Annotated in this window: 24 protein-coding genes; 4 read left to right on the top strand and 20 right to left on the bottom strand. The window is 51.8% G+C overall.

Annotated features, from left to right (window positions below):
* Positions 1 to 68 precede the first annotated feature (68 nt).
* Complete coding sequence (locus NTV65_10295) at positions 69 to 743, bottom strand: hypothetical protein (protein ID MCX6115584.1); 675 nt, start codon at positions 741 to 743, stop codon at positions 69 to 71.
* A gap of 307 nt (positions 744 to 1050) precedes the next feature.
* On the opposite strand from NTV65_10295, the gene NTV65_10300 reads away from it, so the two are divergent.
* Positions 1051 to 1521, top strand: a complete 471-nt coding sequence (locus tag NTV65_10300; GenBank protein MCX6115585.1) for a hypothetical protein — start codon at positions 1051 to 1053, stop codon at positions 1519 to 1521.
* 80 nt (positions 1522 to 1601) lie between these two features.
* Here NTV65_10300 and NTV65_10305 read toward each other — a convergent pair whose 3' ends face one another.
* Genes NTV65_10305 through NTV65_10315 form a run of 3 tightly spaced genes read right to left on the bottom strand, consistent with a single transcriptional unit; the run spans position 1602 to position 5380 of the window.
* Positions 1602 to 2819, bottom strand: coding sequence for a pitrilysin family protein (locus NTV65_10305; GenBank protein ID MCX6115586.1), 1218 nt, complete (start codon positions 2817 to 2819; stop codon positions 1602 to 1604).
* Between the two features lie 3 nt (positions 2820 to 2822).
* Complete coding sequence (locus NTV65_10310; GenBank protein MCX6115587.1) at positions 2823 to 4073, bottom strand: pitrilysin family protein; 1251 nt, start codon at positions 4071 to 4073, stop codon at positions 2823 to 2825.
* A 14-nt stretch (positions 4074 to 4087) separates the two neighbouring features.
* Complete coding sequence (locus tag NTV65_10315) at positions 4088 to 5380, bottom strand: YihY family inner membrane protein (protein ID MCX6115588.1); 1293 nt, start codon at positions 5378 to 5380, stop codon at positions 4088 to 4090.
* Between the two features lie 241 nt (positions 5381 to 5621).
* Between NTV65_10315 and NTV65_10320 the strand changes: the two genes are divergently transcribed.
* A complete protein-coding gene (locus NTV65_10320; GenBank protein MCX6115589.1) occupies positions 5622 to 5924 on the top strand; it encodes a hypothetical protein in 303 nt (100 codons plus the stop codon).
* 28 nt (positions 5925 to 5952) lie between these two features.
* On the opposite strand, the gene NTV65_10325 is transcribed toward NTV65_10320, so the two are convergent.
* The 15 genes from NTV65_10325 to NTV65_10395 form a co-directional block, all read right to left on the bottom strand.
* Positions 5953 to 7419, bottom strand: a complete 1467-nt coding sequence (locus NTV65_10325) for an HD domain-containing protein (GenBank protein ID MCX6115590.1) — start codon at positions 7417 to 7419, stop codon at positions 5953 to 5955.
* A gap of 124 nt (positions 7420 to 7543) precedes the next feature.
* On the bottom strand, positions 7544 to 7978 hold the full coding sequence (locus NTV65_10330) for a hypothetical protein (protein ID MCX6115591.1): 435 nt from the start codon (positions 7976 to 7978) through the stop codon (positions 7544 to 7546).
* Positions 7978 to 8226, bottom strand: coding sequence for a hypothetical protein (locus NTV65_10335; protein MCX6115592.1), 249 nt, complete (start codon positions 8224 to 8226; stop codon positions 7978 to 7980). The genes NTV65_10330 and NTV65_10335 overlap by 1 nt, the downstream gene beginning before the upstream one ends.
* Before the next feature lie 16 nt (positions 8227 to 8242).
* Positions 8243 to 8860 carry an EscU/YscU/HrcU family type III secretion system export apparatus switch protein gene (locus NTV65_10340; protein MCX6115593.1) on the bottom strand — a complete coding sequence of 206 codons (618 nt, stop codon included), beginning with the start codon at positions 8858 to 8860 and terminating at the stop codon, positions 8243 to 8245.
* A 2-nt stretch (positions 8861 to 8862) separates the two neighbouring features.
* On the bottom strand, positions 8863 to 9468 hold the full coding sequence (locus tag NTV65_10345) for a hypothetical protein (GenBank protein MCX6115594.1): 606 nt from the start codon (positions 9466 to 9468) through the stop codon (positions 8863 to 8865).
* Positions 9469 to 9471: 3 nt separating this feature from the next.
* Positions 9472 to 9714, bottom strand: a complete 243-nt coding sequence (locus NTV65_10350) for a hypothetical protein (protein MCX6115595.1) — start codon at positions 9712 to 9714, stop codon at positions 9472 to 9474.
* A gap of 8 nt (positions 9715 to 9722) precedes the next feature.
* Entirely contained in the window at positions 9723 to 10310 is a 588-nt protein-coding gene (locus tag NTV65_10355) for a hypothetical protein (GenBank protein MCX6115596.1), read from the bottom strand.
* A gap of 95 nt (positions 10311 to 10405) precedes the next feature.
* A complete protein-coding gene (locus NTV65_10360) occupies positions 10406 to 11134 on the bottom strand; it encodes a DUF3313 family protein (protein MCX6115597.1) in 729 nt (242 codons plus the stop codon).
* Positions 11135 to 11285: 151 nt separating this feature from the next.
* Complete coding sequence (locus NTV65_10365; protein ID MCX6115598.1) at positions 11286 to 12716, bottom strand: HTTM domain-containing protein; 1431 nt, start codon at positions 12714 to 12716, stop codon at positions 11286 to 11288.
* A 45-nt stretch (positions 12717 to 12761) separates the two neighbouring features.
* A complete protein-coding gene (locus NTV65_10370; GenBank protein ID MCX6115599.1) occupies positions 12762 to 13805 on the bottom strand; it encodes a FliM/FliN family flagellar motor C-terminal domain-containing protein in 1044 nt (347 codons plus the stop codon).
* Positions 13806 to 14165, bottom strand: a complete 360-nt coding sequence (locus NTV65_10375; GenBank protein ID MCX6115600.1) for a hypothetical protein — start codon at positions 14163 to 14165, stop codon at positions 13806 to 13808.
* Between the two features lie 4 nt (positions 14166 to 14169).
* On the bottom strand, positions 14170 to 14391 hold the full coding sequence (locus NTV65_10380) for a hypothetical protein (protein ID MCX6115601.1): 222 nt from the start codon (positions 14389 to 14391) through the stop codon (positions 14170 to 14172).
* A complete protein-coding gene (locus NTV65_10385; protein MCX6115602.1) occupies positions 14388 to 15278 on the bottom strand; it encodes a hypothetical protein in 891 nt (296 codons plus the stop codon). Before NTV65_10385 ends, NTV65_10380 begins: the two co-directional genes overlap by 4 nt.
* Positions 15279 to 15290: 12 nt before the next feature.
* Entirely contained in the window at positions 15291 to 16637 is a 1347-nt protein-coding gene (locus NTV65_10390) for an FHA domain-containing protein (GenBank protein MCX6115603.1), read from the bottom strand.
* 116 nt (positions 16638 to 16753) lie between these two features.
* Positions 16754 to 18109 (bottom strand): FHA domain-containing protein, encoded by a 1356-nt coding sequence (locus NTV65_10395; protein MCX6115604.1) that lies wholly within the window; start codon positions 18107 to 18109, stop codon positions 16754 to 16756.
* 232 nt (positions 18110 to 18341) lie between these two features.
* Here NTV65_10395 and NTV65_10400 point away from each other — a divergent pair, with 232 nt between their 5' ends.
* Positions 18342 to 18704 carry a response regulator gene (locus NTV65_10400; protein ID MCX6115605.1) on the top strand — a complete coding sequence of 121 codons (363 nt, stop codon included), beginning with the start codon at positions 18342 to 18344 and terminating at the stop codon, positions 18702 to 18704.
* Positions 18705 to 19052: 348 nt separating this feature from the next.
* Positions 19053 to 20684, top strand: coding sequence for an Rne/Rng family ribonuclease (locus tag NTV65_10405; GenBank protein MCX6115606.1), 1632 nt, complete (start codon positions 19053 to 19055; stop codon positions 20682 to 20684).
* Here the strand turns inward: NTV65_10405 and NTV65_10410 are convergent.
* Positions 20677 to 21084, bottom strand: coding sequence for a hypothetical protein (locus tag NTV65_10410; protein MCX6115607.1), 408 nt, complete (start codon positions 21082 to 21084; stop codon positions 20677 to 20679). The genes NTV65_10405 and NTV65_10410 overlap by 8 nt on opposite strands.
* Positions 21085 to 21162 lie beyond the last annotated feature (78 nt).

Consider the following 21162-nt stretch of genomic DNA (forward strand, 5'->3'; position numbering starts at 1 on the left):
GTAATCTTTTTTGTAGTGTTTAATCTACGTAGCTCTACAGCCGCAATAACACCTGTATTACAAGGTAGTTATCTAGCCGGCGCGCTTAAGAACTGCTGCTCTCGGCGGGTTGCAAAGTCCTCTATTGCGCTTGAAATGCCACGATCCAGGAGCTCCCGTCCCGAGCGCCAGCCGGGGCCCGTTCCATCGGAACCGAACCGTTCACCGATCTTTAACCAATTATCTGAGAGCGCCTCCTGTCGATAGAAATAGTTAGCTCGCCATAACTCGGCCTGATCTGAGATCCTTGATACGGTCATAGTAAAAGCTACCGTGGCTGGCTCTCCTCCGACAAGGGAGCCGCTACGATCTTTAAAGGTCACGATCTCTGTTTTAAGAACTGCATCGGTTCTCTCCTTAGGGGAGGCCCGTACCACCTTTAGCGCCAGAGCCTCGTTTGCGCGGCTCATTACGAGCTCATACAACCCTTCTACGGAGAGCCCTGGATCGATGACCGTATTTGATAGCTTTGGCTCTAGCACCCCTAGGGAGTTAATCGAAGCGAGTCTGGTAGGATTATAGATCTGAACACTGAGGGGAGAGCCTGCCGACACCTTATGTACTACGGCACGGGTATCTCCCTTACCAGCAGCACTATGCACCCCTTTGTTAAGACAGCCCGCCAGTATAAGGGTCCCCGTCAGTATAAGTGTCCTGGATATCCGGGTAATTGGGCTTTTTGTGCAAATCATAGCTGTTAGCATATCCTTATCCATCACTAAAGTCTGCCTCTCATCCCTTGTATAACTCAAAGTCAAGACTAACCAGCCCTATTTATCTCTAGTTTTTTAAACTACTCAGCCGAATCCATGCTCAAATATGAAGAATCATAAGAACCTGTTAAAAATATGTTGGATAACTATGCTGGCGGCAGCATCATTTCTATCAAGATCGAGTTGCCTATTGATCTACCCCATCGAAAGGATTTACCCTTCTATAATTATAACTATAAAGGATTAGAAAGACGCCTTACTGAGAACAGTTAGGTGCTATTTTCTTGGATACATTGCTATGAGTACGAAGGCCACTGAAAAAATTATCGACGCCCTTACCCAACTTATGGACGGGTTCGCTGAACTTCAAGAGCGCCTAGAGCAGGATTACGATCCAGATCTAGACGACGACGACAAGGAGGGTGCGAATAAAAATACAGACGAGGAGAGCGCCACCAATCTTGAGGAGGCCTTGATGACAGAGATTAAGGCGGCTGTTGAGGCTGTTATTGAGAATGAGGACTGCGCGCCAGAGGACCTCGCATCGATCGTATCAGCTCTCACGGAGGCTCTAGAAGATATCGATCCGGAGGTCTTTACCCACGGAGAGCCTGCTGAATCCTCAGATGAAGACGAGGAGGACGATGACCTCGACGAAGATGAGGATGACGAGGATGAGGATGAGGACGACGAGGATGAAGACGAAGATGAAGATGAAGACGAAGATGAAGATGAAGACGAGAAAGATGAGGACAAAGACGAGGATTAGCCGTAAAGCTATCTCTCAGCTCCGTTTTTATTGAAAAGCCCGCCCTGCACAGCAGTGGCGGGCTTTTTTGCGCTTATAGGCTACTCGGGAAGCAATCGGTATTCAGACCACTCGTTGAGGGGAAACCGTTTGAGCGCAATCTCTATATCGCCCCTGGTTACGTTTTGTACGCGCTCAACGATTACGCTTAGCGGTGTAGACTCACGTCGATAGCTCCACTCCATACCGAGCGCCATAAGCCGTCCCATCGGAAGCTCTCCATCAAGGACTATACGGGAGACTATCTTTGATTTTGCGCGCTCCAGGTCGGCCTCAGAAAAATCTAGCGGAGATGCCAGCACACTACGCGCAATCGAGAGCACTTCATCAAGCCTCTCCGGTGAGGTGCTGACGTAGGTGCTAAAACATCCGGTCCCGTCGCGCTCGTCGTTGTCGACGCTAGCTGAATCTGCCAGTCCTTTGTCGATTAAAGCCCAATATAACCTTGAACCTGAGGAATCGCCCAAAATATTTGCCAGTAGAGATAGCGGATAGCGTTCCGGATCCTGGGCGCAGGCGCCGCTTGTTATCAGCACCGCATGCGAGTGGCTAAGGTTCTTACGTAGGATATTGCGCTTACCGCTTTTTCCTGCATAACGCGGAGTATCGCGCAGAACTGAAAAGTTCTCCCATCCACCGCACAACCTTTCGGCATCGCTTACAAAGCTCTCCCACGAAAAATTTCCGGTAGCGGCGAGTACTATATTTGAAGGGGAATAACGCCTGTCAAAGTAGCTCTTCATTACGTCACGAGAGAGAGCAGACACCGATTCATGGCTGCCAAGCACCGAGTTACCGGCAGGATGTTGTCCGAAATAATCCTTAAAGGCGTTCTCAAAAAGGTAAAAATGGGGTCGGTCTTGGTATAGAGCGATCTCTTCTAGAATAACCTTCTTCTCCATCGCGAACTCCTCTGGATCCAGAAGCGGTCGCATCATATCACTTAGGAGCTCCTGCATAGCGCGAAAGTTTTCAGGAATAATCGCCGAGTAGTAAACTGTACTCTCCTCTGAAGTAAAAGCATTCGCCTGCGCCCCAAGATTACCCAGCTCAAGGTTAATATCGATTGCGGAACGAGTCGGTGTTCCTTTAAACAACATGTGCTCAAGAAAATGCGAGACCCCAGATTCAAGATCTGTTTCATCGCGCGCGCCGGTCTTAACAAAGAAGCCGATCGCTGCACTGACGTTCGCCTCATTTGCTTCGCCGAGGATCGTTAACCCGTTGGATAGAGCTGTTTTATAGAACTTACTAGCCATGGCTTACTTAATACTCCTTACAATATCTGATGGAACCTGCAAAGGTGTGCGCCCAAGTGTTACGATTGAACAGGGTGCAAATGGAAACTGCTCCAAAAACTCATTAATATCAGCGATCGATACCGCACTAATAGCGTCACTGATCTCGTGTAAGCTTCTAACCCGTTTAAGTAGCCACCAATCGGTGGCATTAGACGAGGCGCGCGAACCTGGCGACTCCTCTCCCATAACGAGCGCGGCTTTCAGATTTGTCTTTGCCCGATCTACCTCAGCCTGAGTAACGCTACCTCGCAATCGACCGAACTCTGCAAGCAATACATCCAGGCTCTCCTGGGCACGTTCCGGCGTTGTTCCGACATATGCGGTGACGGTTCCGTACGATTTATTTGCTCCATGTCGCGCATATACCGAGTAGCACAACCCGCGCTTCTCTCGTAACTCCATAAACAATCGCCCGAACATCGATGAGCCGAGCAAACTCACCGCAATCTTGCCTGTGTAATAATGAGACTCCGCAAATTTTACTGAAGGTGCGGCCATCAGGATCTGCATCTGCGCCGAATCAACTTCGATATGCGCGTACTCATGCGGAGAAATAGTGGCGAACTCTGGTAGGTCGATAGAGCTTCCTTGCCATCCGCCAAATATGCTCTTTAACTCTCCTAACACCTTGCTTGCATCGACCTTACCAGCGATAGAGAGGATCGCTCTCTGTGGCCCGAACATTTCTCGGTGCATATTAAGCATGCATGCGCGATCTGTTAGGCGAATCCCCTCAGCCTCTCCAAGTGAGCAGCGATTAAAGGGGGCTGGATAGTACCTCTTTGAGAGCTCAATTGAGACGCGTCGCGCTGGATTATCATTAAGCGCTGCAATATCCTGCAGCAGTACGCTCTGAATATTAGGAATATCCTCCTCCGAAAGCCTAGGCTCCTGTATCATCAGAGCTACAAGCTCAAGCGCACGGGAAAGTTTGCTGGCTATCAACGATCCACTGAAACCGAAGCGATCCATTCCAAGCCACTCACCATGGCGAATTCCGGAGTCCTCAAAGGCCTCCGAGAGCGCTCTGGAATCAAGAGAGCCGGCACCTCGGCCGATCATCTCCGCAAAGATAAGGCCCGAGCCGATCCTGTCGGAGGGGTCACAGATCAGTCCACCTGGAATCAGCAGATCATATGCCGCCGATTCAACATGTCCTATCTCTTCAATTATAACAGAGAGTCCGTTTGCTAACTGTTCAGTAACTATCATTCACACAACTCCAGCTAATCACTAACCAATGCAGCAAGTGTCACAGATCTCGGATCGCCTTTGGGACCGAGACTTTGATAAACCTTCCCCATTTCAACCCCCATAAACATAGAGGAGCGCTTCTTAAATACCGCATCGCGAATATCTGCAACAGAGACAGAATCTGGTGTGCGCATCAGTAGGATCGGCATATCTCGCCCCTCACCGCGCATTATGATCCCCGCTTGCTCAAGGGCAAGTAGGCTCGTTTTTAATACCATCGAGCTACATCCCAGGGTTTCTGCGATTTCCAACTCATTCGGGACCTTTTCACCCCGTTTAAAAGCCCTGGCTATCATAACAAGGCTCTGAACAGCGATAACCATCGCCCCATCACCGAAGCTCATTAGTGAGCGCTTCCATAACTTGCCAACCCGCGGCAGATGCTGTGCCTGATAAGAGATTTCAGCCCCAAAGAGAACAACCGTCCAACAGATATATAGCCAAAAGAGAAAGATTGGAACTAAAGCGATCGCCTCATATACACGCGTATAGGTAGCGAAGCGAATCAGATAAAATGCAAACCAGTGCTTGGCAAAACCGAACAGCATAGAGGCGGTAATTGCACCAAAAAGGGCGGGAATAATCTTAACCGGGGCCTTTGGTACTAAATAGTACAGCGCTACGAAAGCCAGAAAGTCTATTAGAAATGGGAGCAGATCCCGGTAGAGCGCCGTCAGGACCCCGAGCCCCGCAAAAAGTGGTTCAACCTTAACGCTAGTGTAGTAGCCAGATATGGCAAAAAACGGAAGCAGTACGATAATAGCGCAGAAGATCGCCAGTCGATCCGTAATCGTGCGCACCTCATACACCTGCCATACCTGATTTAATGTGGACTCGATTGAATTGAGCAGAAGCAGCGAAGTTACAACTAGGGTAATTAAGACAACGAAATTAAGCCCCCGCATGTTCTCACTAAACTGCTGCAGATAGGGCAGCAGATCCTGGAGCGCGGTCCCCGGTACAAATTGTCGAAACAGGAACTGCTGCACCTGCGCCATGCTATCTTCGGTCTGCATAAACGCTGCAAGGATTCCGAAGCAGAGCGCCGTAAGAGGAACCAATGAGAGCAGTGAGGAGTATGCAAGTGAGGCAGCTCGAGAGAATCCGTTATCCCAGTAAAAACGATCACATGATGAGAGCAGTACCCTGAAGAACCACTTCACCTCGCCCAGCAGCAGAAGTCCCTTGTGGCGTATCCCCACCCTCGGTTTCGTATGCTTTGTTACCTCCTGCTCATCAATCGTGTTCATGCATGCCTGTGTCATCGGTACTGATAATGGGGCTAACCAACTGAAAGCTCAATACGCTTAGGTTATGATGCCCTCTCGTTCCAGGTTTATCTGTAAAACTAACGTTAAACGTCATAAAATATAGTGCGTATCGTGGTTCATGCTATGGAATTGCCCCCTCTCTATCTCCCCCCTCCCCCTCTCTCTAGACCGCCGTTCTATAATGTCGCCGTATGGAGGGGTCGGCAGCTGATGGCGCTTAAGCTAGGATAGGCTGATGAGTATTACCTGTTTCCACTGCAAAAAACCGCTTGAGCTCGCTAGCTCTCAAAGCGTTACAAGAATTGGCTTTAGGGATAGCTGCCTATACTGCCATGCCGACCTGCACGTCTGCTTGAACTGCGAGTTTCATGATCAGTCAGCGCATCACGACTGTCGAGAAAGCTCCGCTGAGTGGGTTAAGAATAAGGAGCGTAGCAACATCTGTGAGTATTTCAGGCCAAACACAGCGGCTGGCGCTCCCGCTAAAGATACTAAAAAAGGTGCGTTGAATGCACTCGATGATCTATTTAAGAAGTAATGGAGAGAATCTCAGTAGGTTATACTAACTAGTGCCTTACCGGTAGGTTCTTACAGATAGAGAGGGACACCGCCAGAATACCTTCGAGTTTAATCTGCTTAAGCTCCGCAAGCTTGCGCATAGTGTCGCTATACTCAATTAAAGGGACCAGAGAGCCATTCGCACACATGACGCTCGGCGCCTTATTAAGGTCCCTCTCAAAATTAATCGTATGCTCAGATAACTCCATCATAGCGAACGCCTCCTCTCGCCCGGACTCTCGTACAAGTTTGCGCAGGAGCTCTCGATTTTCATCGGTTAACGGCACCTGTTTAAAGGATCTTCGATTAAGTATCTCGCAACTTAACTCCCGAAGAGCAACATCCTCTTCCTTAGCCCAGGACTTTAGGTGATTCCTGAACCAGCTCTCATCCATATTCATAAGGTGCTCAAGCGGCACCTGAACTGAGGCATCTGCTGCCAAGACAGCCTGCATGCCATCATCCGCAAAGGAAAGATTGCCAGCACGATAAAGCGAACGGGCCCGCTCACCAACCTGCACACACATCATCTCATATATGCGCGCTACGGGATGCCCATAAACGTTTTCGTACAGAGCTGTACGACCGCTGAAAAACGGTTTAAGAGCCCCAACGCACCTCTCTAACATGACCAACTCACCAGCGGCTCCATCAGGAGTGGGGTGTATTCTTAACCCCTTAATGATAATCACCTGATCGTTAGTGCCGTAATTTACGCCACACATTAAGCTGTCGCGTCCAACCCAATCTCCGCGATCAACGTTCCACCCCCCGGCAGTTATAAGCTGCCAGGTCCAGCGCGGAACGCTCGGACATTCCGACATAATGCTATCTAATTTTTCTGCAGCTCCCTCTCCGATCACAGAGTTCAGGACCTCTCGTAGTCCCCCATCATGCTTGACTATCCTGCGCGAGATCTCCTCATGTGCATCCTTCTCCTTTGGAAACCAAACCTTTTGAGCGATATGAGACCCGGGCGCCACGTGTCCTATATCATGCAAAACTCCAAAAGCGACCACTACTGGCCCCCATTCTTCAATCTGTTTCAGCACGTGCGGATCGGTACTATGCATTCGGATAGAATTAAGCACCCTTGCTGTAAGCATGCCGACCCCAATTGAATGTCCAAATCTGTAATGAGTCGCATCCGGAAATACGCGCACCGCTCCCCCGATCTGTTTGATATCGTTTAAGCGCTGCACACAGTTGCAATCAAGTAGGCTGAGAACCACGCGCTCTAAAGGGCACGTTCTATCGATATCAATGCCGTGGTTAGGGTCCATCACCGAGCGCATAAAGAAGGGCTTCTGAACCTCTTTGCCGGTAAACTCGCGGTGGCGGTCGCTGCCCTGCCTCTGCTCCCGGACCTGATCGGTGGTACTAAGAAAACAGCTTTGGAGAGGATTAGATTTCGAGTCGGTCTGGGATCCTTCTGGCGGTTGTCCTGCGCTGTGCTGATCTGAGCTCTGGTTCACGGCTATTTACCTAGTATAACAAGTGGAGCAGATTGTACCCTGCTACAAGCGCCTACTCAAAGGATAGTTAATAAAGGCGCAAATAACTAAGATTACGAGAAGTTAGCCTAGCCTCTGTTCTGCCCTAGCCTCTATTCTGATAACGTGCCAACTGCATTTTAAAGAAGCGGCTTACATGTGGGTTACTCACCCCGCCCTGCTCGATCCGCTCTCCGACCTCGCCTAGGTATGTCCCCGCCGTACTTAGGTCCTTAAGCGCTAGCGCTGCTGTTACGATATACAACATCGCCTCGATGCTCTCTGGGGCTATCCTCAGTGCTTGCTTTGCGGCGTTTAAAACCCCCTCATAATTCCCAGATATGGAACGCAAGAATGCGGTACCGAGCCAAGCCGGTGCAAAATCTGATGCCACCTCATTAAGGCCATTCATGATCGCTTCAGCACGTCGGTGCTGACCAGACTCAAGCCACAGCTTACCCAGTTCGTATATATCGAAGAGCTCATCTTGAGAGTAACTTTTACGGAGCAGTTCCGCTGCCCTCTTTGCTGGAAGCTCCACTACTCACCTCCCATGGGCTTAACGGCTAGCCAATCAAGGATCTGCCGAAGCATCGCCTCCTCGGCTGTATAGCGCCGCTCAAGCTCCTTGCTCTTAGCCTCCTCGCGCAAGGTCTCAACCTTTTCGTGACGGGCGAAGAGGGAGGAAACTAGATTCTCTAAACGGGTCAAATTTCCGCACGATGGCAGAAGGGATAAAAGTGGCGAGAGTGAGAAGGGATCCGGCGGACCCCCGACATTGCCTGACATAGCGTAATCCTAAATTCTAGCGGCCACCTAAGCCATCGTGCTTGGGTACTCGGTTTTGATAGAGAAACCGTACCCGCGCCGTAACAGCCACTAGTATAGCCAAAAATACGCATTCAACAATCACACGAGTTGAGAGTCGCTCAATAAAGGAGCTCCTGGCCTGCTCTGAAGAGCTAATCAGACTCGGATCGCTTAAGAGCTCCGTTGAAGCCCTTAACCAAAGAAAGAGATCCCCCGTTAGGGCATAGAGCAGCTCTGCCCCGAGCGCCACCCCAAGCGCTAAGAGAGCTAGCTGAACTAGGACGCCGGTTCGTTCTATCGGACGCCATTTGATTGCAATCAGCTTAGCCGAGATAGAGAACCCGTTCAGCAACAGCGAAAAGATTACCCCTGCTAGTACGGCAACCACGCTCGTTGTTACAACCAGTGAGAGTAGCGATCTTGCAAGCCTCTCTAGTCCCGTAACGTCCACTGGCATCGACCCCGTTACTGTGCTCCCCTTAAGGGTAAACAGCAGGGTTATAAGTACGGCGCTTAAGATCACCGCGCGTGTTGCCAGCGGACTTCTAAATATGATCCCTTGCGCCTTGAGCTCCTGAAGCTCCTCGCGCGTTGGTAAGACCCGCTCCTCCATCGTTACCTCGTCATCTCAATAACTACCGTTGCAACCCTGCCAGCTAGTCCCTCTGCAATGAAGGACCACCCAGATACGATCAACGTTATCGATAAAACACATCGCAAGGTCTTCAGCACTCCGGCGTACTCGACGCTCTTAAGACCGGCTGTAATCCACCTAAGCGGCAGTTCAAAAAGTAGTACCGCCAGCATAACAATAACGACCGTCATTGCGCACACAACGGTAAGTTCCTGCGTAAGGCGCAGGAGATCGACTAGATCTGCGCGGTTAACATAACTAGCACCGTGCACAACGCGCTCCTCGGCCCTATGCACGAGGCTGAGAACAAGTGGGTTACAGATCATCGCAAGTAGGGTTGCAAGGGTTGCAAGCAACGCTGCTGAACGCGCGCTCCCCTCAGAAAAGCACCAACGATAGAGAATAGATACCGAGGTTCCGCTTGCTATTGGAGCCGGTATAAGGAGCATCGTAGCCAAAGACAGGATACCGATTGAATGCGCTGTGGTTGTGCCCCCTCCCACTATCAACGAGTACACGAGCGCTACTGATATGCAGCTCAGCGCAAGGGGCCCTAGGATCGATAGGATCAGCACCAAGAAGATCACGCTTTACCTCAACGCTACCTGCATTAACTCCACAAACGAATCTGTGGCAGATGCACCGAACGCTATTATCACCAGAGCCAGCACAAGAACTCGCACGGCATACTGAAGCCCCTCATCGCGAATACCAAGCATGCCCAGCATTAATGATCCGATCAGGGCACCCAGCGGAATAAGTAACGTTGGCACACACACCATTATGAGCACTCGTAATGTCTGTTCAAATAGATCTAGTATCTGAGTATCCATGCTAGTGCTTAACCTCCAAGCCCCAAGACCTTACTAGCAAAAAGCCCCCATCCATTTACGGTTAGAAAGAGCAGGAGCTTTAGGGGCATCGAAACGACCTGAACGCCTAGCTGCTGCATGCCTATCAGCGCAAGTAGGTGCGCGACAAGGAGATCGAGCGCAACGAACGGAATAAGCAGCATAACACCGAGCGTTAGTGCCTCTTTAAGCTGCGAAAAGAGGAATGCCGGAGCGATCGCCTTTAGGTTATCCTTAAGTTCCCCCTCTCCTGGAACGGCATCGGGACCATAGAGTGCTCGCGCTATCCCCTGGTCAATTCCGGACACCATGCGCGGGGTGAGGGATTTTGTCACGGCTGCTACATCCGGTTGCGATGCTCCGGAAAAGAAGAGCTCCGGATAGCCGACCTTTTTAAGCTCGATGGGGGCGTCAAGAATTGCTATTCCAAACGCTACAACTAGGCACACCACTCCGAACTCTATACCCACCAGTCCGGCCCCGTAGCGAAAGACAGAGAGCACCGTCGCTACCTTTATAAAGGAGGAGAAAAGTAAGAGGGTAACTATCAGAGTAAAGAATGAGCCAGAGCTGTCCATGCCGAGATTATATATCTCTGCTGGTATCCACAGCCAGTCCCTATTTATTGCTATACTAGTTTCTAAGAGCGCTGGACTCTGATTCCGTTACGGAACTACCAGACCTTGAGAGTAACGCTCGACATAGGCTTGATAGCCTGGTCCGGCTGACTCGTACAGATCTCCTCAATATCATCAGCCCAGATCCTTATTGTGTGCTTTGAGTGTTTAAACCACGTTAGATCGTTTATACTTACTATATCAATCTGGCCGTACTCACGGTCTTTAAACTCAGCGATAACCTCCTTGCTTGCGCCGTCCTTAAAGCGCCCCTCAAATGCGGTTGTTCCCTGACTAAGCGCACCTATGGCGATATATCCGATCGTATTCAACCAGACCTTGGTGGGAACAACCTCTACGATGGCAAGCTCAATGATCAGGGTTTCGCTATCTGGAACCTCTACCAATTTGAACCTTTCGGGTGACTCTGCGGTAAAGCGTGCTCCTACCTCTTGACGAAAGTACTCACCTAGGTCCTGCGCCTGAGAGCTCTGATCCCCAGGAGCGAAACTGCTATTGTCCCACCAGTCATGCTTTAGGAGGTGTGTTGTATCAACTGGCGCAACGTATACTTTTTTGTAAGAGCTATAGTTAATCCCCGGCTTAAACCACACGGCGTTGAATGGTAGCCTGTCAACGCCCTCATGCATCAGTTGCGGCTGCTCAAGAAAGCCGGCATCCGGCGCAGCGGTGGCGCGGCATCCGGTTAGTTTAAGACACATTGCTATCAACAACATCGCGATAAAAGCCGCATGATTCTGCACTAACTGATCAATTCTTATCATAACGCTCTATTGTCTATCTTTAATATTTAGCCTATTCCGCTTGGCCCTTAAATAACATGCCTAAAGGAATTTGCAAACTGCTTTAGCCGTGGCACTTAGACCATAACAGCATCACATGCCTACGATTGAAGCGAGCCTGGCAGAGATTCAACTACCACTCACACCGCTTCTCGCTACCTTCACCTATCGGCCCGAAAAAAAGTAGCTTCCTGGCGAGCCACCCAGGGCAATCAACCGGTAGTTGACCACCCCTCTTAGCTATTAACCTCTGACCGTTACGAATATATTGCACAGTTGTATCAACGGCTGGGGTTCTGGGGGTGTCCTCCATATTTGCAAGGTATGTGCAGAGAGCGATATAGGGGAGCTCCCGTCCAGGGGCTTCAATTTTTCGGGAGAATTCGGCATCACTAGCTGAGATTACCTCCACCCGATCCGCCAGCAATCCAAAAATATCCGCGCTGCAGGGAGCAAGTAGATGATTTGCCCCCACAGCATCAAGGCGCAGGTTGCTATACATCGCAAAAGAGTTGCGCGATTTTACCCCTAGATACGGGCAAAGGCCATTAATTATTGCAAGAGCGAGTATCGTCCAGGCCGGGGCCTTCCAGCTCCTGATCGGCGGTGTTGCTCCTCGTATCAGATCGCCTATGGCCAGAGGTACTAGGTTAATTAAAAGCCCGCTCGCAAAGATCATGAAGAATAAGTACCGCAGGATAATCCAGGTAGGGGGCTCGATAATATTTATCCCGACACATAGGAGTGTTACCGACATTGCGACGGCGGCAAAAGGTGTGAGGACTCGCCAAAACGACACCCCACGTTCCCAGATCCTCTCGGCAGCGTGCTCAGGTAGCCAGCTTATTAAAAGGATAAACATCGCAGCGGAGAAGTTGGCGAAGTACTTTACGTAATCGGTGGCGAGGGCCAGGTGAAAGGCAACCCCAAAGGCAACACCGAGCATACGGGTCCTCGGCACCAATAGGAGCAAACATATCAGAACCTCACTCAGTATAGACCACCAGATTGCGCCATGAAGTAAGTTAGGAGCTATTGCTACATCGAGTGAAAAGCCGTGCAGTACAAGAGCCTGCTTGAGGAATGTAGCGGCGCAGCTAGTTACTGGATTTATGTAGGCCTCGTTGAGTTTAGCTAGTGCGGCAAAAAGGTAGACGATAATGGTAAGACACTGCAGTGTGGTAGTAATGCGCTCTGAGGAGCTGCTGGTGAGCACTCCCGCACCCATAGTGAGGCTGCTCCTGCGCACTACCCCCTGGGAGAGAATGGTCAAAGCTACGAGAGCAAGTACGATGCGATGATTTGGCAGGGCTGGAAGTTGTATTAATGCGATCACAAGAAAGATAAGAGCGCTGGCCCGCAGTAGGATTAGTGATCTGGGAGATCTGAGCAGCACTATGCCGACCAGTATAGCTAGTATGACTAGCAGTGTGCTGCACAGTTGCAACACATCGGTTTGGAGAGCTAGGACATTGCCGTTAAGTGATGTGAGCAGCGCAAACGCCCATGTTAGGGCTAGCAACCTAATGCGATAGAGCCTTATACCAGTATCAAAGAGGTGCATGATTGCTGCTAATTATGGGTCTGTAACCATGAGCTATGTATAGAACTACAGTACCTCAATTGCGAAGCGTCCCTCATAAACACAGAGCCGCGCCTCACCGACCTTCTCCTGGTTGATAACGAGCGTAACGCGAGCTCCTAACGGAGCATCGCTGACAAGGATAGCTCCTGGCTGCCCCAGTTCGGCTAACTGCGCCGCCTCAAGATTAATCGATGCCAGCTCTACCGACAAGCGCGTAGTTCCTTCAGCGACTGAGGGCGCCACAACGGCACCAGGCACCATCTCACACCCAAAATTACCGCCCACATTGACCATCCGACCCGGCATCCAGGCCTTGTTACCCACCCGTAGCGTTATTGTATCAGAGGCGCGCACCTCAAGGTCGATCACCGTACCCTTAATCAGATAATCTGAAAGCATCTGCGGCGGAACTCCGAGCTGTGCCACCTCAAGACGAACCGAGGAGACTCCTGTAGCTACACGTGAGGAGGACTGCACCTGCCGTCGCCATAAACCGTCCAGGTTTTCTACCATCTTTTGTCCCAAGCCGATCCAGACCACTACCGAACCCGTATTAATTGTACTGGCCAGGCGCACGCTGGCCACAACCTTAGTGGAGGATTCTTTAGCCTTGCCACGAAACGAAACTGCAGTGAGCTCTGCCCCACTCCAAGCGCTCACGAGGCTAAAGAACATCCGTCTGAGCAGATACTCGGCCACAACCGCGCCGGCCTTATCATCAATCCCCGGGACAACCTCTGCCAGAAGGATGCGTGCCGATTCATCATCAACTGAGAGAATTAGCTCTTCCCCGCCGATCTCGCCAACGAAGGTATATTCATCGTAGGGGGGTTGGGTCAGTAGCGTTTTAATATCGGCTATCGTGGCCTCACATCCGATAGCGTGCACTATCGGCATCCACTGTGCGGCGAAACCGGGAAACCACTTCTCGGGCCGACAGCGTAGGAAGCCTCTCGACCACTGCGCCTCGGCGGGCGAGACGTTCCGGCACGCTCGCTCTGGGTCCCACAACTGTACGTCGTGCGATTCTCCTGACTCCCCTGACTGTGATGCTCCCTGTTCGTTCACCTAATCCTCACCTTGCATCTCTTTATCGTTTGCAACTATCTCTGGTGCAACCTCGGCGCTCTCAATCTCTGCCTCAACCTGAAACAATCGATCCTCAGCCCGTTTCATATCCTCAGTCGCCTCAGCAAGCTCACTCTCATGCCGTACGCGATCTCGTTTAAGCTTGGCACGGTAGGAGACCTGAGCCAAGACACGCGCCGTATCGCCCACCAACGTTCGACCAGAGCTTTCAAGCGCCTTGAGCCTAAAGTCGTTATCCGCAAGCTCACTATTAATTCGGCTGATCCGCTCAATACGCCGATCCAGTTCAATCTTAACCTGTAGATGATATGCCGAAAGCTCCTCAAGGTTTTGCGCCACATCTCTACCTCTCCCCCTCCAGTGCACGACGTAAGAGGGTTCCGATGAAGGGCAGTCGGGTATCTATCTCCATCATGCCGAGCTCCTGCGCTGCGGCTTTTAACTGCTCACCACGCGTTGAATCAATGGCTAAGACCGCGGCTGCCTCGTTACCGTCAATCAGTATTGCAACAGCAACGAGCGCCTGTTCGTGTTGTGTTAATTGTGCCAGCGCGCCATTACTCATTCCTCATCATCCCCTCTGTATTGATCATCATCATCCGTATCCTTTACACCATCAGCTCCAGCGAAAGCAGCGAGCCGTTCCACAGGGGGACGCCCGCCACCAACAGCTTCAAGACGCATTGATTCGGTCTGTCGGGCCTGCGTATATTGACCGAAAATATAACCCGCTAGCGCCGTCATCCCAGAGATTCCAACCAATAATCCAATTAACAGTAGTGAGAGCCCCATGTACTCACCCTGTGGAACCCTCCAAAATACAAGGAACGGAACTAATGCCTCTGGGCTACTAGCTACCTCGCTACCCGAGCCAGTAACGAGCGGCGGGCTCTGTTCAGTGATAGACACGACCACCCCTGCAGGCTTTATACCCGGTAGAGCTCTCAGCACTAACTCCTGCAGCACCGCAATATCAAGCGTTGCGCCGTAGCGTTTCTGAACGACGACTGAGACTGAGGGCTCTGCGTTACCCTGTACCGAGCGGACTCGCACTATCGCCCCCACTGCAATGACAGCGGTATGTGTTGAAAGAAGGTCCTCGATCTCTGCTGCCTGAGCACGGTCGATACGGAGCGCTTCAATCTCTCTTGAGCTTGGCAGGATGCCGCTTGGGGCAACGAGATCTCGGAAGGAGGCCTTCCTCTCTGTCGGAAGACCGAGCTGCGTTAAGAGCGCAGCAGAAGCCCCGAACTGCGCTGTAGCCACCGACACGGAATACTTACCCTTCGCACCACGTTCCCGTTCGATCTCAGCCTCAATACCCCGTTCTCGAAGCACCGCCACTATCTCGTTAGCATCGCGCTGCGCTAAATCCCCGGCCAACGGCGATGAATCGCATCCAAGCATGACGCAAGCAAGTAGGGACATTATAATGGTTGTGGGTACCTTCATTAGCTTTCTAACCTACCTGCTTGATGAAGCTGGCACAATGATGACAAGGAACTCAACTTCACCGAAACGCAGCCAATCGCCGTGACTAACACGCACAAGTGATTCCTCCTGCTGATATTCAGCGCGTTCATCGTGCCTCACAAAAACACCGTGATCGCTCATCAGATCCTGAACAAGGAATCCGCCCTCACTGATCGACATAAGCGCGTGCGGGGTTGAGATACTCGGGTCTTCGAGAATAAGGTCCGTACCTTTGATACTCGAGGCGGTCACAAAGAACTTACCCTCACGCAGCTCGATCGCTCGGCCGTCGGGACTCTCATAACTGACGAGCCATCCGAAGAGCTTTCCAGGTCGCATCTTTCCGGTCTTTGGACCGGTGCTGGCCTGCGTGCGCTCAGACACGGTGGCGTGCTGCTGAGGATCCCCCGCACGGCGGCCCTGCTCGTGTCGCTGCTCGTGACGCTGCTCTGGGGGTTGTTGCTGTGCTGGTCTGTTATGATCCTGCCTGCGCTCATCGCGTTCGTCACGCTTAGGTCGCTGCGGTTCCGGCGCACGCGGCGGTTCTGGTGCGCGTTGTTGTGTTGGCGCAGGCCTATTCTGACGTTGCTCCTGCATGCGCTCACTACGCTGTGGTTCGCTGCGCTGCGGCGGTCGTGCTTCGTTCTTACGCGCCTCCCCTCCACCCCTCTGCTGACCACCCCCTTGCTGCGCCTCTACACCGCGCGGACGCTGCTCCTCTCGACGCGGCGCTGCCGGCATCGGAGTATGGGGGCGAACCTCCGCCTCTCTCTCTTTAGCCACTACTGCCTTTGGCGCAACCGGATCGATCGTAATCTCATCATCGAACGGATCGTTTACCGCAGGCTGCTTGACCGGGCGCTGCTCGGGCGCAGCGCTAGTAGGCTTTTCTACAACCGGCTCATCGAATAGATCGAGATCAAAAGGATCGTCCTCTTCATCATCATCGTCGTCTTCCGCCCGCTGTGCTGGCGCTGTGCGGTCGGGCTGTAGAGCTTCGGGAGCCGTAGCTACCACTTCATCTACGCCTTCAAGATCCTGTAGGTACGCACCAAGGGGATCGAATTCATCATCACCCTGTACAGAGGGTGCTGCAGAGACCGCTAATGCCTTCTCGGTCTTGGCTGCCACAACAGCGGAGATTACATCCTGTGGGGCCGCGGTAACGGTTCTCTGTCGGATGCGCCCCGTACCCTTGGCGGCTTCCCCTCCACCCTCGCTCTGTGCAAGAGAATCTAACGGATTGTTGCATATGCGACAGCGAGCTGCGCTCGCAGGCACTAGGCTTCTGCACGACGGACAACGCACGAACGTTAGATCACTCGGTTCACTTGCCATGTTTAGACCTCGCCTAATTATATCTCATAAAACCAAATCTTTTCACATGAAAAGATCAAAAACTTGACGCTCTCCACACCACCTGACCACCTGCCTAATGCCCCTTGGCACCCTTCTTACCTACGCAATCCTAAAACCAGCATACTCACGAGCAACAAAAGAACTCCAATTATGCCCACTGCGATAGCTCCCATAACCAGTCGCCCCTTTAGCGAAAGACGGCTATAGAGCTGCTTAAGTCCACCAGTACTGCCATTTTGCGCTTGCTCCCCTGCTGCAAGAAACTGTGCTGGAGATTGCAACCACGCCGTTGTTCGCCTTGAACGCAGCCTTGGTTCCTGCGCTCTGCTAGCGCTGTCCTCTGTGGGGAGCGCTGCAATAAAGCTCGTTGCAACTCCGCCAGCTGCTATAAAAGCCTGTTCATCACGCTCAGAGAAGCAGAGCGCAACCGTCACGTTTCCGCCGAAATCGAGTACCAGCGGTTTGTCAGAGCTCTCGGCAACCTCATCCCTATGCAGGATGCCACCATCATAGGCCGTTCCGTTGGTGCTACGATCTATAACCCGCACAACTCCCGTCTTTGAGACCTCCACTGAGCAGTGGCGCCGTGAGACGTGTGGCGCGCCGAGCCACATATCGCTAGCCGGATCGCGCCCTAGCACACAATCATCTCCAGCTTTGAGAACTATGCGGGCCGGCCGAGCGCTCTCGGAAAGTGAGAACAGAACGGGATAGCGCTTCTGCCTAATGGCTGGCTTTGCGCCGGATCCCTTTAGGCCGCTCAGCGCCTCTGCTGCCTGCTCAGGAGAAACAACCCCTAACGCGCTAACCTCGCGTCCAAATGAGATCGCAACCCCTGGTGCAACGTTCACCCGTCCTGAGATCTGTTGTTGATTGACGAACGTTCCGTTGGTTGAACCGAGGTCCTCAATCCAGAACTCCCCGGACTCATAACCAACCCGTGCGTGACGAGATGAGATGCTCGGGGCATCGAGTCTTAGCGAACACTGCCGCGAGCGACCAACCAAGACCGAACTCTCTGCTGAAAACGAGATCACTACCGGCGGATCTGAGGTCAGCATCAGCGCTGGATAGAGTGGAGTGGGCTCGGTACAGGCCTGGCGCAAGATCCGCACTCCGGCACGATCCGTAGCCTCCGACTCGCGCAACATTAGGTCGCCATCGATCGCGGTAAAATGCAATATGAGTGGCCCAACATCAACCGTTGATTCGCCCTCGTAGATGCCATCTAGGAATGAGGGCGGCTGCGCGCCTCCACTGATAGCCACCGGAGTTAAGCTAAACTTTCTGCCAACACCGCGACACACCAGCAGGTTGTATCCAACCGCTTGCATCTCATCTACGATTACGTGGGCCGGGTCCTGGGCGCCGATCAGCGCCGCCGGTCGACGAATAAAAATCGTCTCCCTACTTGGTGAATCGCCCTTAAATGTGATCTCTAGTGCAAACATAGCGTGTCATTAGCCTGCGACTATCATAGAAACTCCCCACACAGGTGGGGCAATGATAGTAGATACTACAGGTACTTATTCCTTCCGTTCACTCTAATCGCTCTTCCCTATAGATTCATATCGGCTAAGAGCCATTAGTTTTCAAGTATATAGCGTCAAACAAGGTTTCTAAATTTAGTCGACCGGCGAGTTTTCGGTCCCTAGCACTCACTTTTGGCATCACTATATTACCATGAACAATCGCATCCTGGTTATAGACGACGACATCACGTCTCTCGACATCGTTGACCTTCTGTTTGAAGGTCAGGGATTTGAGGTAGTTCGGCATTCAGATGGTATTTCAGCCCTGCTTGAGGTGGAGCAGAGCAAGCCGGATATCATCTTAATCGATCTAATGATGCCAGGAATGAATGGGCAGGAGTGCGTCCGTGAGATTAGGAGCAAGGGGATCTCGGTCCCGATTGTAGCCTTTACGGCGCTCGATGACCCCGAGGCACATCAGGCAGCACGCGCTGCAGGATGTACAAAAATAGTAATAAAACCGTGTAAATCTAGGGACTTGATTAGGGAAATCAAGGCCCTTGTTAATACTTGATAATTAACACCGTTAATCACTATGGAGTACCCCTCTTGGTCAATATGTGCTACACCAAAGGGATAGTTGGATATCCAACGTCAAATTTTAATATTAATTTCGGAAGGTGCTGTAATCACAATTGCTTAAATTGCGTCCCGCATTAAGCCCCTGTGATGAGAAGGAGCCTGCGCCACACAACTTTCGTGGCGCCTAGTGAGTGAGATATGACTTACCCATACGACAAAGTGTGTTCAGGATCGGGGCTAGCTGCCTCACAACTCCTGCTACGAGGTGATTCGTCGCCTCAATCTACGCTTTGCCTACAAGCTCCCTATCTTCAAGCACCTCCCACAAGGGAGAGGATTAATGGACCAGAGAATGCTTATCAATGCGGTGCATCCCGAGGAGTGCCGTATCGCAATTATCGAGGGTTCGCAGTTAGCTGAACTCGAAATTGAGTCGAACGTAGGAAAGAAAGCTAAGGGCAACGTTTATCGTGGGCGAATTTCGCGCATAGAGCCCAGTCTTCAAGCTGCCTTCATCGATATCGGAACACAGCGTAACGGATTCCTACAGATTAACGACGTACATCCATCATGCTACCGGGCTAATCAGGGTCGCTCCAATCGTGCTCGTATCCAGGACGTGCTTGAGCCTGGTCAGGAGATCGTCGTACAGGTTGTAAAAGAGGAACGGGATATGAAGGGTGCAACCCTGACGACCTACCTCTCACTTCCTGGTCGCTACCTAGTGATTATGCCGGGCAGTGACCGCGGCGGAATATCGCGCAAGATTAACGACAGCGATCAGCGCTTACGTCTGCGCCGTCTAGCGCGTGAACTTGAGATGCCAAACGGCATCGGAATGATAATTCGCACCGCTGGCCTCGATCGCTCTCAGAGCGATCTCTCACGTGACCTGACCATACAGCTTAAACTGTGGGAGAGCATCCTGACCGCCAATCAAAGCGCACAGGCTCCTTGCTTAATCTACAAGGATAACGATCTTACAACGCGCGTGATCCGCGATTACTTTACCCCGGATGTGCGTGAGATATTGATCGACGATCAGAAAACCTTCGAGACGGTCAAGGAATTTGTCGGTCAGGTTATGCCGCGCTATCGCTCCCGTATTCGTTTGTATGAAGAGGCGCAGCCGATCTTTACTCACCACGGCATCGATCAACAGGTACAGGACACCTTTGCGCGCGAGGTAAAGCTAAAATCCGGCGGTGCGATCGTAATCGAACAGCTTGAGGCTCTTGTTGCCATCGACGTCAACTCGGGCAAAGCGACCGACAGCCAAAATATCGAAGAGACCGCCTATAAGACCAACATCGAAGCAGCCGATGAGGTTGCCCGTCAACTACGTCTACGCGACCTCGGTGGACTGGTGGTGATTGACTTTATCGACATGCTCGACAAACGCCACCGTAGCACCGTAGAGCGCCGCTTACAGGATGCCCTAGCACCGGATAAAGCGCGCATTGAGCTCGGTCGGCTCTCTCAGTTTGGACTCCTTGAGATGTCGCGCCAACGTTTGCGTGCCTCACTAACGAGCCACAGCCATATTAAGTGCGACCACTGCGTAGGAAGTGGCCACATCAAGAACCCTGAGCTAGTTGCGCTCGAAGCGCTCCGCAAGATTCAGGCTGCTGTTGTTATGGGTCATGTGGCGAAGGTCAAAGCGCGTCTCTCCTCGCTGCCTGCCTTCTTTCTGCTTAATAACAAGCGTGCCGATATCTCGTATCTAGAGGCGAAACATGGGGTTCAGATCTTGATCCTACCCGATGGTCGCCTAAGGCCCGACGAGTACGCCTTTGAGATGGAGGGGGTACGTGAGAGTCCGCCGCAGATCGGCGCGGTGGGCACATTGGGTGCAGAGAGCAAGAGCGCAACACCACTACCCGCTCCTGCCCTTCCAGCCGCTCGTTCCAGCGGGACGCGCGGAAGCTCTGCACCGAATGCTCGCGGTGCTCGGCCTAGACGCGCTAGCTAGAATAGTTGCCGACAAGTTTATACGGTTGCTCACCGATAAGTGTAGGTACATTAGTTGAAAAACCCGTGCGCGGGAACGTGAACCGCTTCCCGTTACCTGTTCCCGCTCCGATACCGTTTAACCCTTTAAAACCAGCTTTAACAGCATGGCCGCTAAATGGAGGTGGCGTCGTGCCGCCACTGGTTGACAATATCGCTATTTCCGTTCGGGAGGAGGCGAATAACACTAATAACCTATTCAGTAATTCAACCGACTTTTGATAGACTTCGAGCTTTTCATGACAAAACATATCTTCTATTAATCGTTTCTTTTCGAAATAAGTTTCCGCTGTCGGAGCGGGAGCTGGTAACGGGAGGCGGTTCACGTTCCCGCGCAGGGGTTTTCCATCTAATGTACCCACACTTATCAGTGAGGAACCGGAAAACTTGCGAAATCCCGTTGTCGAAATGTCGCTAGTCTGCTAACTTTAGGTTGTTTA

This window comes from Pseudomonadota bacterium (assembly GCA_026390555.1).
Taxonomy (GTDB): Bacteria; Bdellovibrionota_C; UBA2361; order UBA2361; family OMII01; genus OMII01.

Excerpts from the sequence above, each read along its gene's own strand:
- NTV65_10365 (MCX6115598.1), bottom strand. The coding sequence starts at position 12,716 with ATGCACCTCTTTGATACTGGTATAAGGCTCTATCGCATTAGGTTGCTA.
- NTV65_10295 (MCX6115584.1), bottom strand. The coding sequence starts at position 743 with ATGCTAACAGCTATGATTTGCACAAAAAGCCCAATTACCCGGATATCC.
- NTV65_10320 (MCX6115589.1), top strand. The coding sequence starts at position 5,622 with ATGAGTATTACCTGTTTCCACTGCAAAAAACCGCTTGAGCTCGCTAGC.
- NTV65_10315 (MCX6115588.1), bottom strand. The coding sequence starts at position 5,380 with ATGACACAGGCATGCATGAACACGATTGATGAGCAGGAGGTAACAAAG.
- NTV65_10355 (MCX6115596.1), bottom strand. The coding sequence starts at position 10,310 with ATGGACAGCTCTGGCTCATTCTTTACTCTGATAGTTACCCTCTTACTT.
- NTV65_10380 (MCX6115601.1), bottom strand. The coding sequence starts at position 14,391 with ATGAGTAATGGCGCGCTGGCACAATTAACACAACACGAACAGGCGCTC.
- NTV65_10390 (MCX6115603.1), bottom strand. The coding sequence starts at position 16,637 with ATGGCAAGTGAACCGAGTGATCTAACGTTCGTGCGTTGTCCGTCGTGC.
- NTV65_10305 (MCX6115586.1), bottom strand. The coding sequence starts at position 2,819 with ATGGCTAGTAAGTTCTATAAAACAGCTCTATCCAACGGGTTAACGATC.
- NTV65_10335 (MCX6115592.1), bottom strand. The coding sequence starts at position 8,226 with ATGTCAGGCAATGTCGGGGGTCCGCCGGATCCCTTCTCACTCTCGCCA.
- NTV65_10340 (MCX6115593.1), bottom strand. The coding sequence starts at position 8,860 with ATGGAGGAGCGGGTCTTACCAACGCGCGAGGAGCTTCAGGAGCTCAAG.
- NTV65_10360 (MCX6115597.1), bottom strand. The coding sequence starts at position 11,134 with ATGATAAGAATTGATCAGTTAGTGCAGAATCATGCGGCTTTTATCGCG.
- NTV65_10405 (MCX6115606.1), top strand. The coding sequence starts at position 19,053 with ATGGACCAGAGAATGCTTATCAATGCGGTGCATCCCGAGGAGTGCCGT.
- NTV65_10350 (MCX6115595.1), bottom strand. The coding sequence starts at position 9,714 with ATGGATACTCAGATACTAGATCTATTTGAACAGACATTACGAGTGCTC.
- NTV65_10395 (MCX6115604.1), bottom strand. The coding sequence starts at position 18,109 with ATGTTTGCACTAGAGATCACATTTAAGGGCGATTCACCAAGTAGGGAG.
- NTV65_10300 (MCX6115585.1), top strand. The coding sequence starts at position 1,051 with ATGAGTACGAAGGCCACTGAAAAAATTATCGACGCCCTTACCCAACTT.
- NTV65_10400 (MCX6115605.1), top strand. The coding sequence starts at position 18,342 with ATGAACAATCGCATCCTGGTTATAGACGACGACATCACGTCTCTCGAC.
- NTV65_10385 (MCX6115602.1), bottom strand. The coding sequence starts at position 15,278 with ATGAAGGTACCCACAACCATTATAATGTCCCTACTTGCTTGCGTCATG.
- NTV65_10310 (MCX6115587.1), bottom strand. The coding sequence starts at position 4,073 with ATGATAGTTACTGAACAGTTAGCAAACGGACTCTCTGTTATAATTGAA.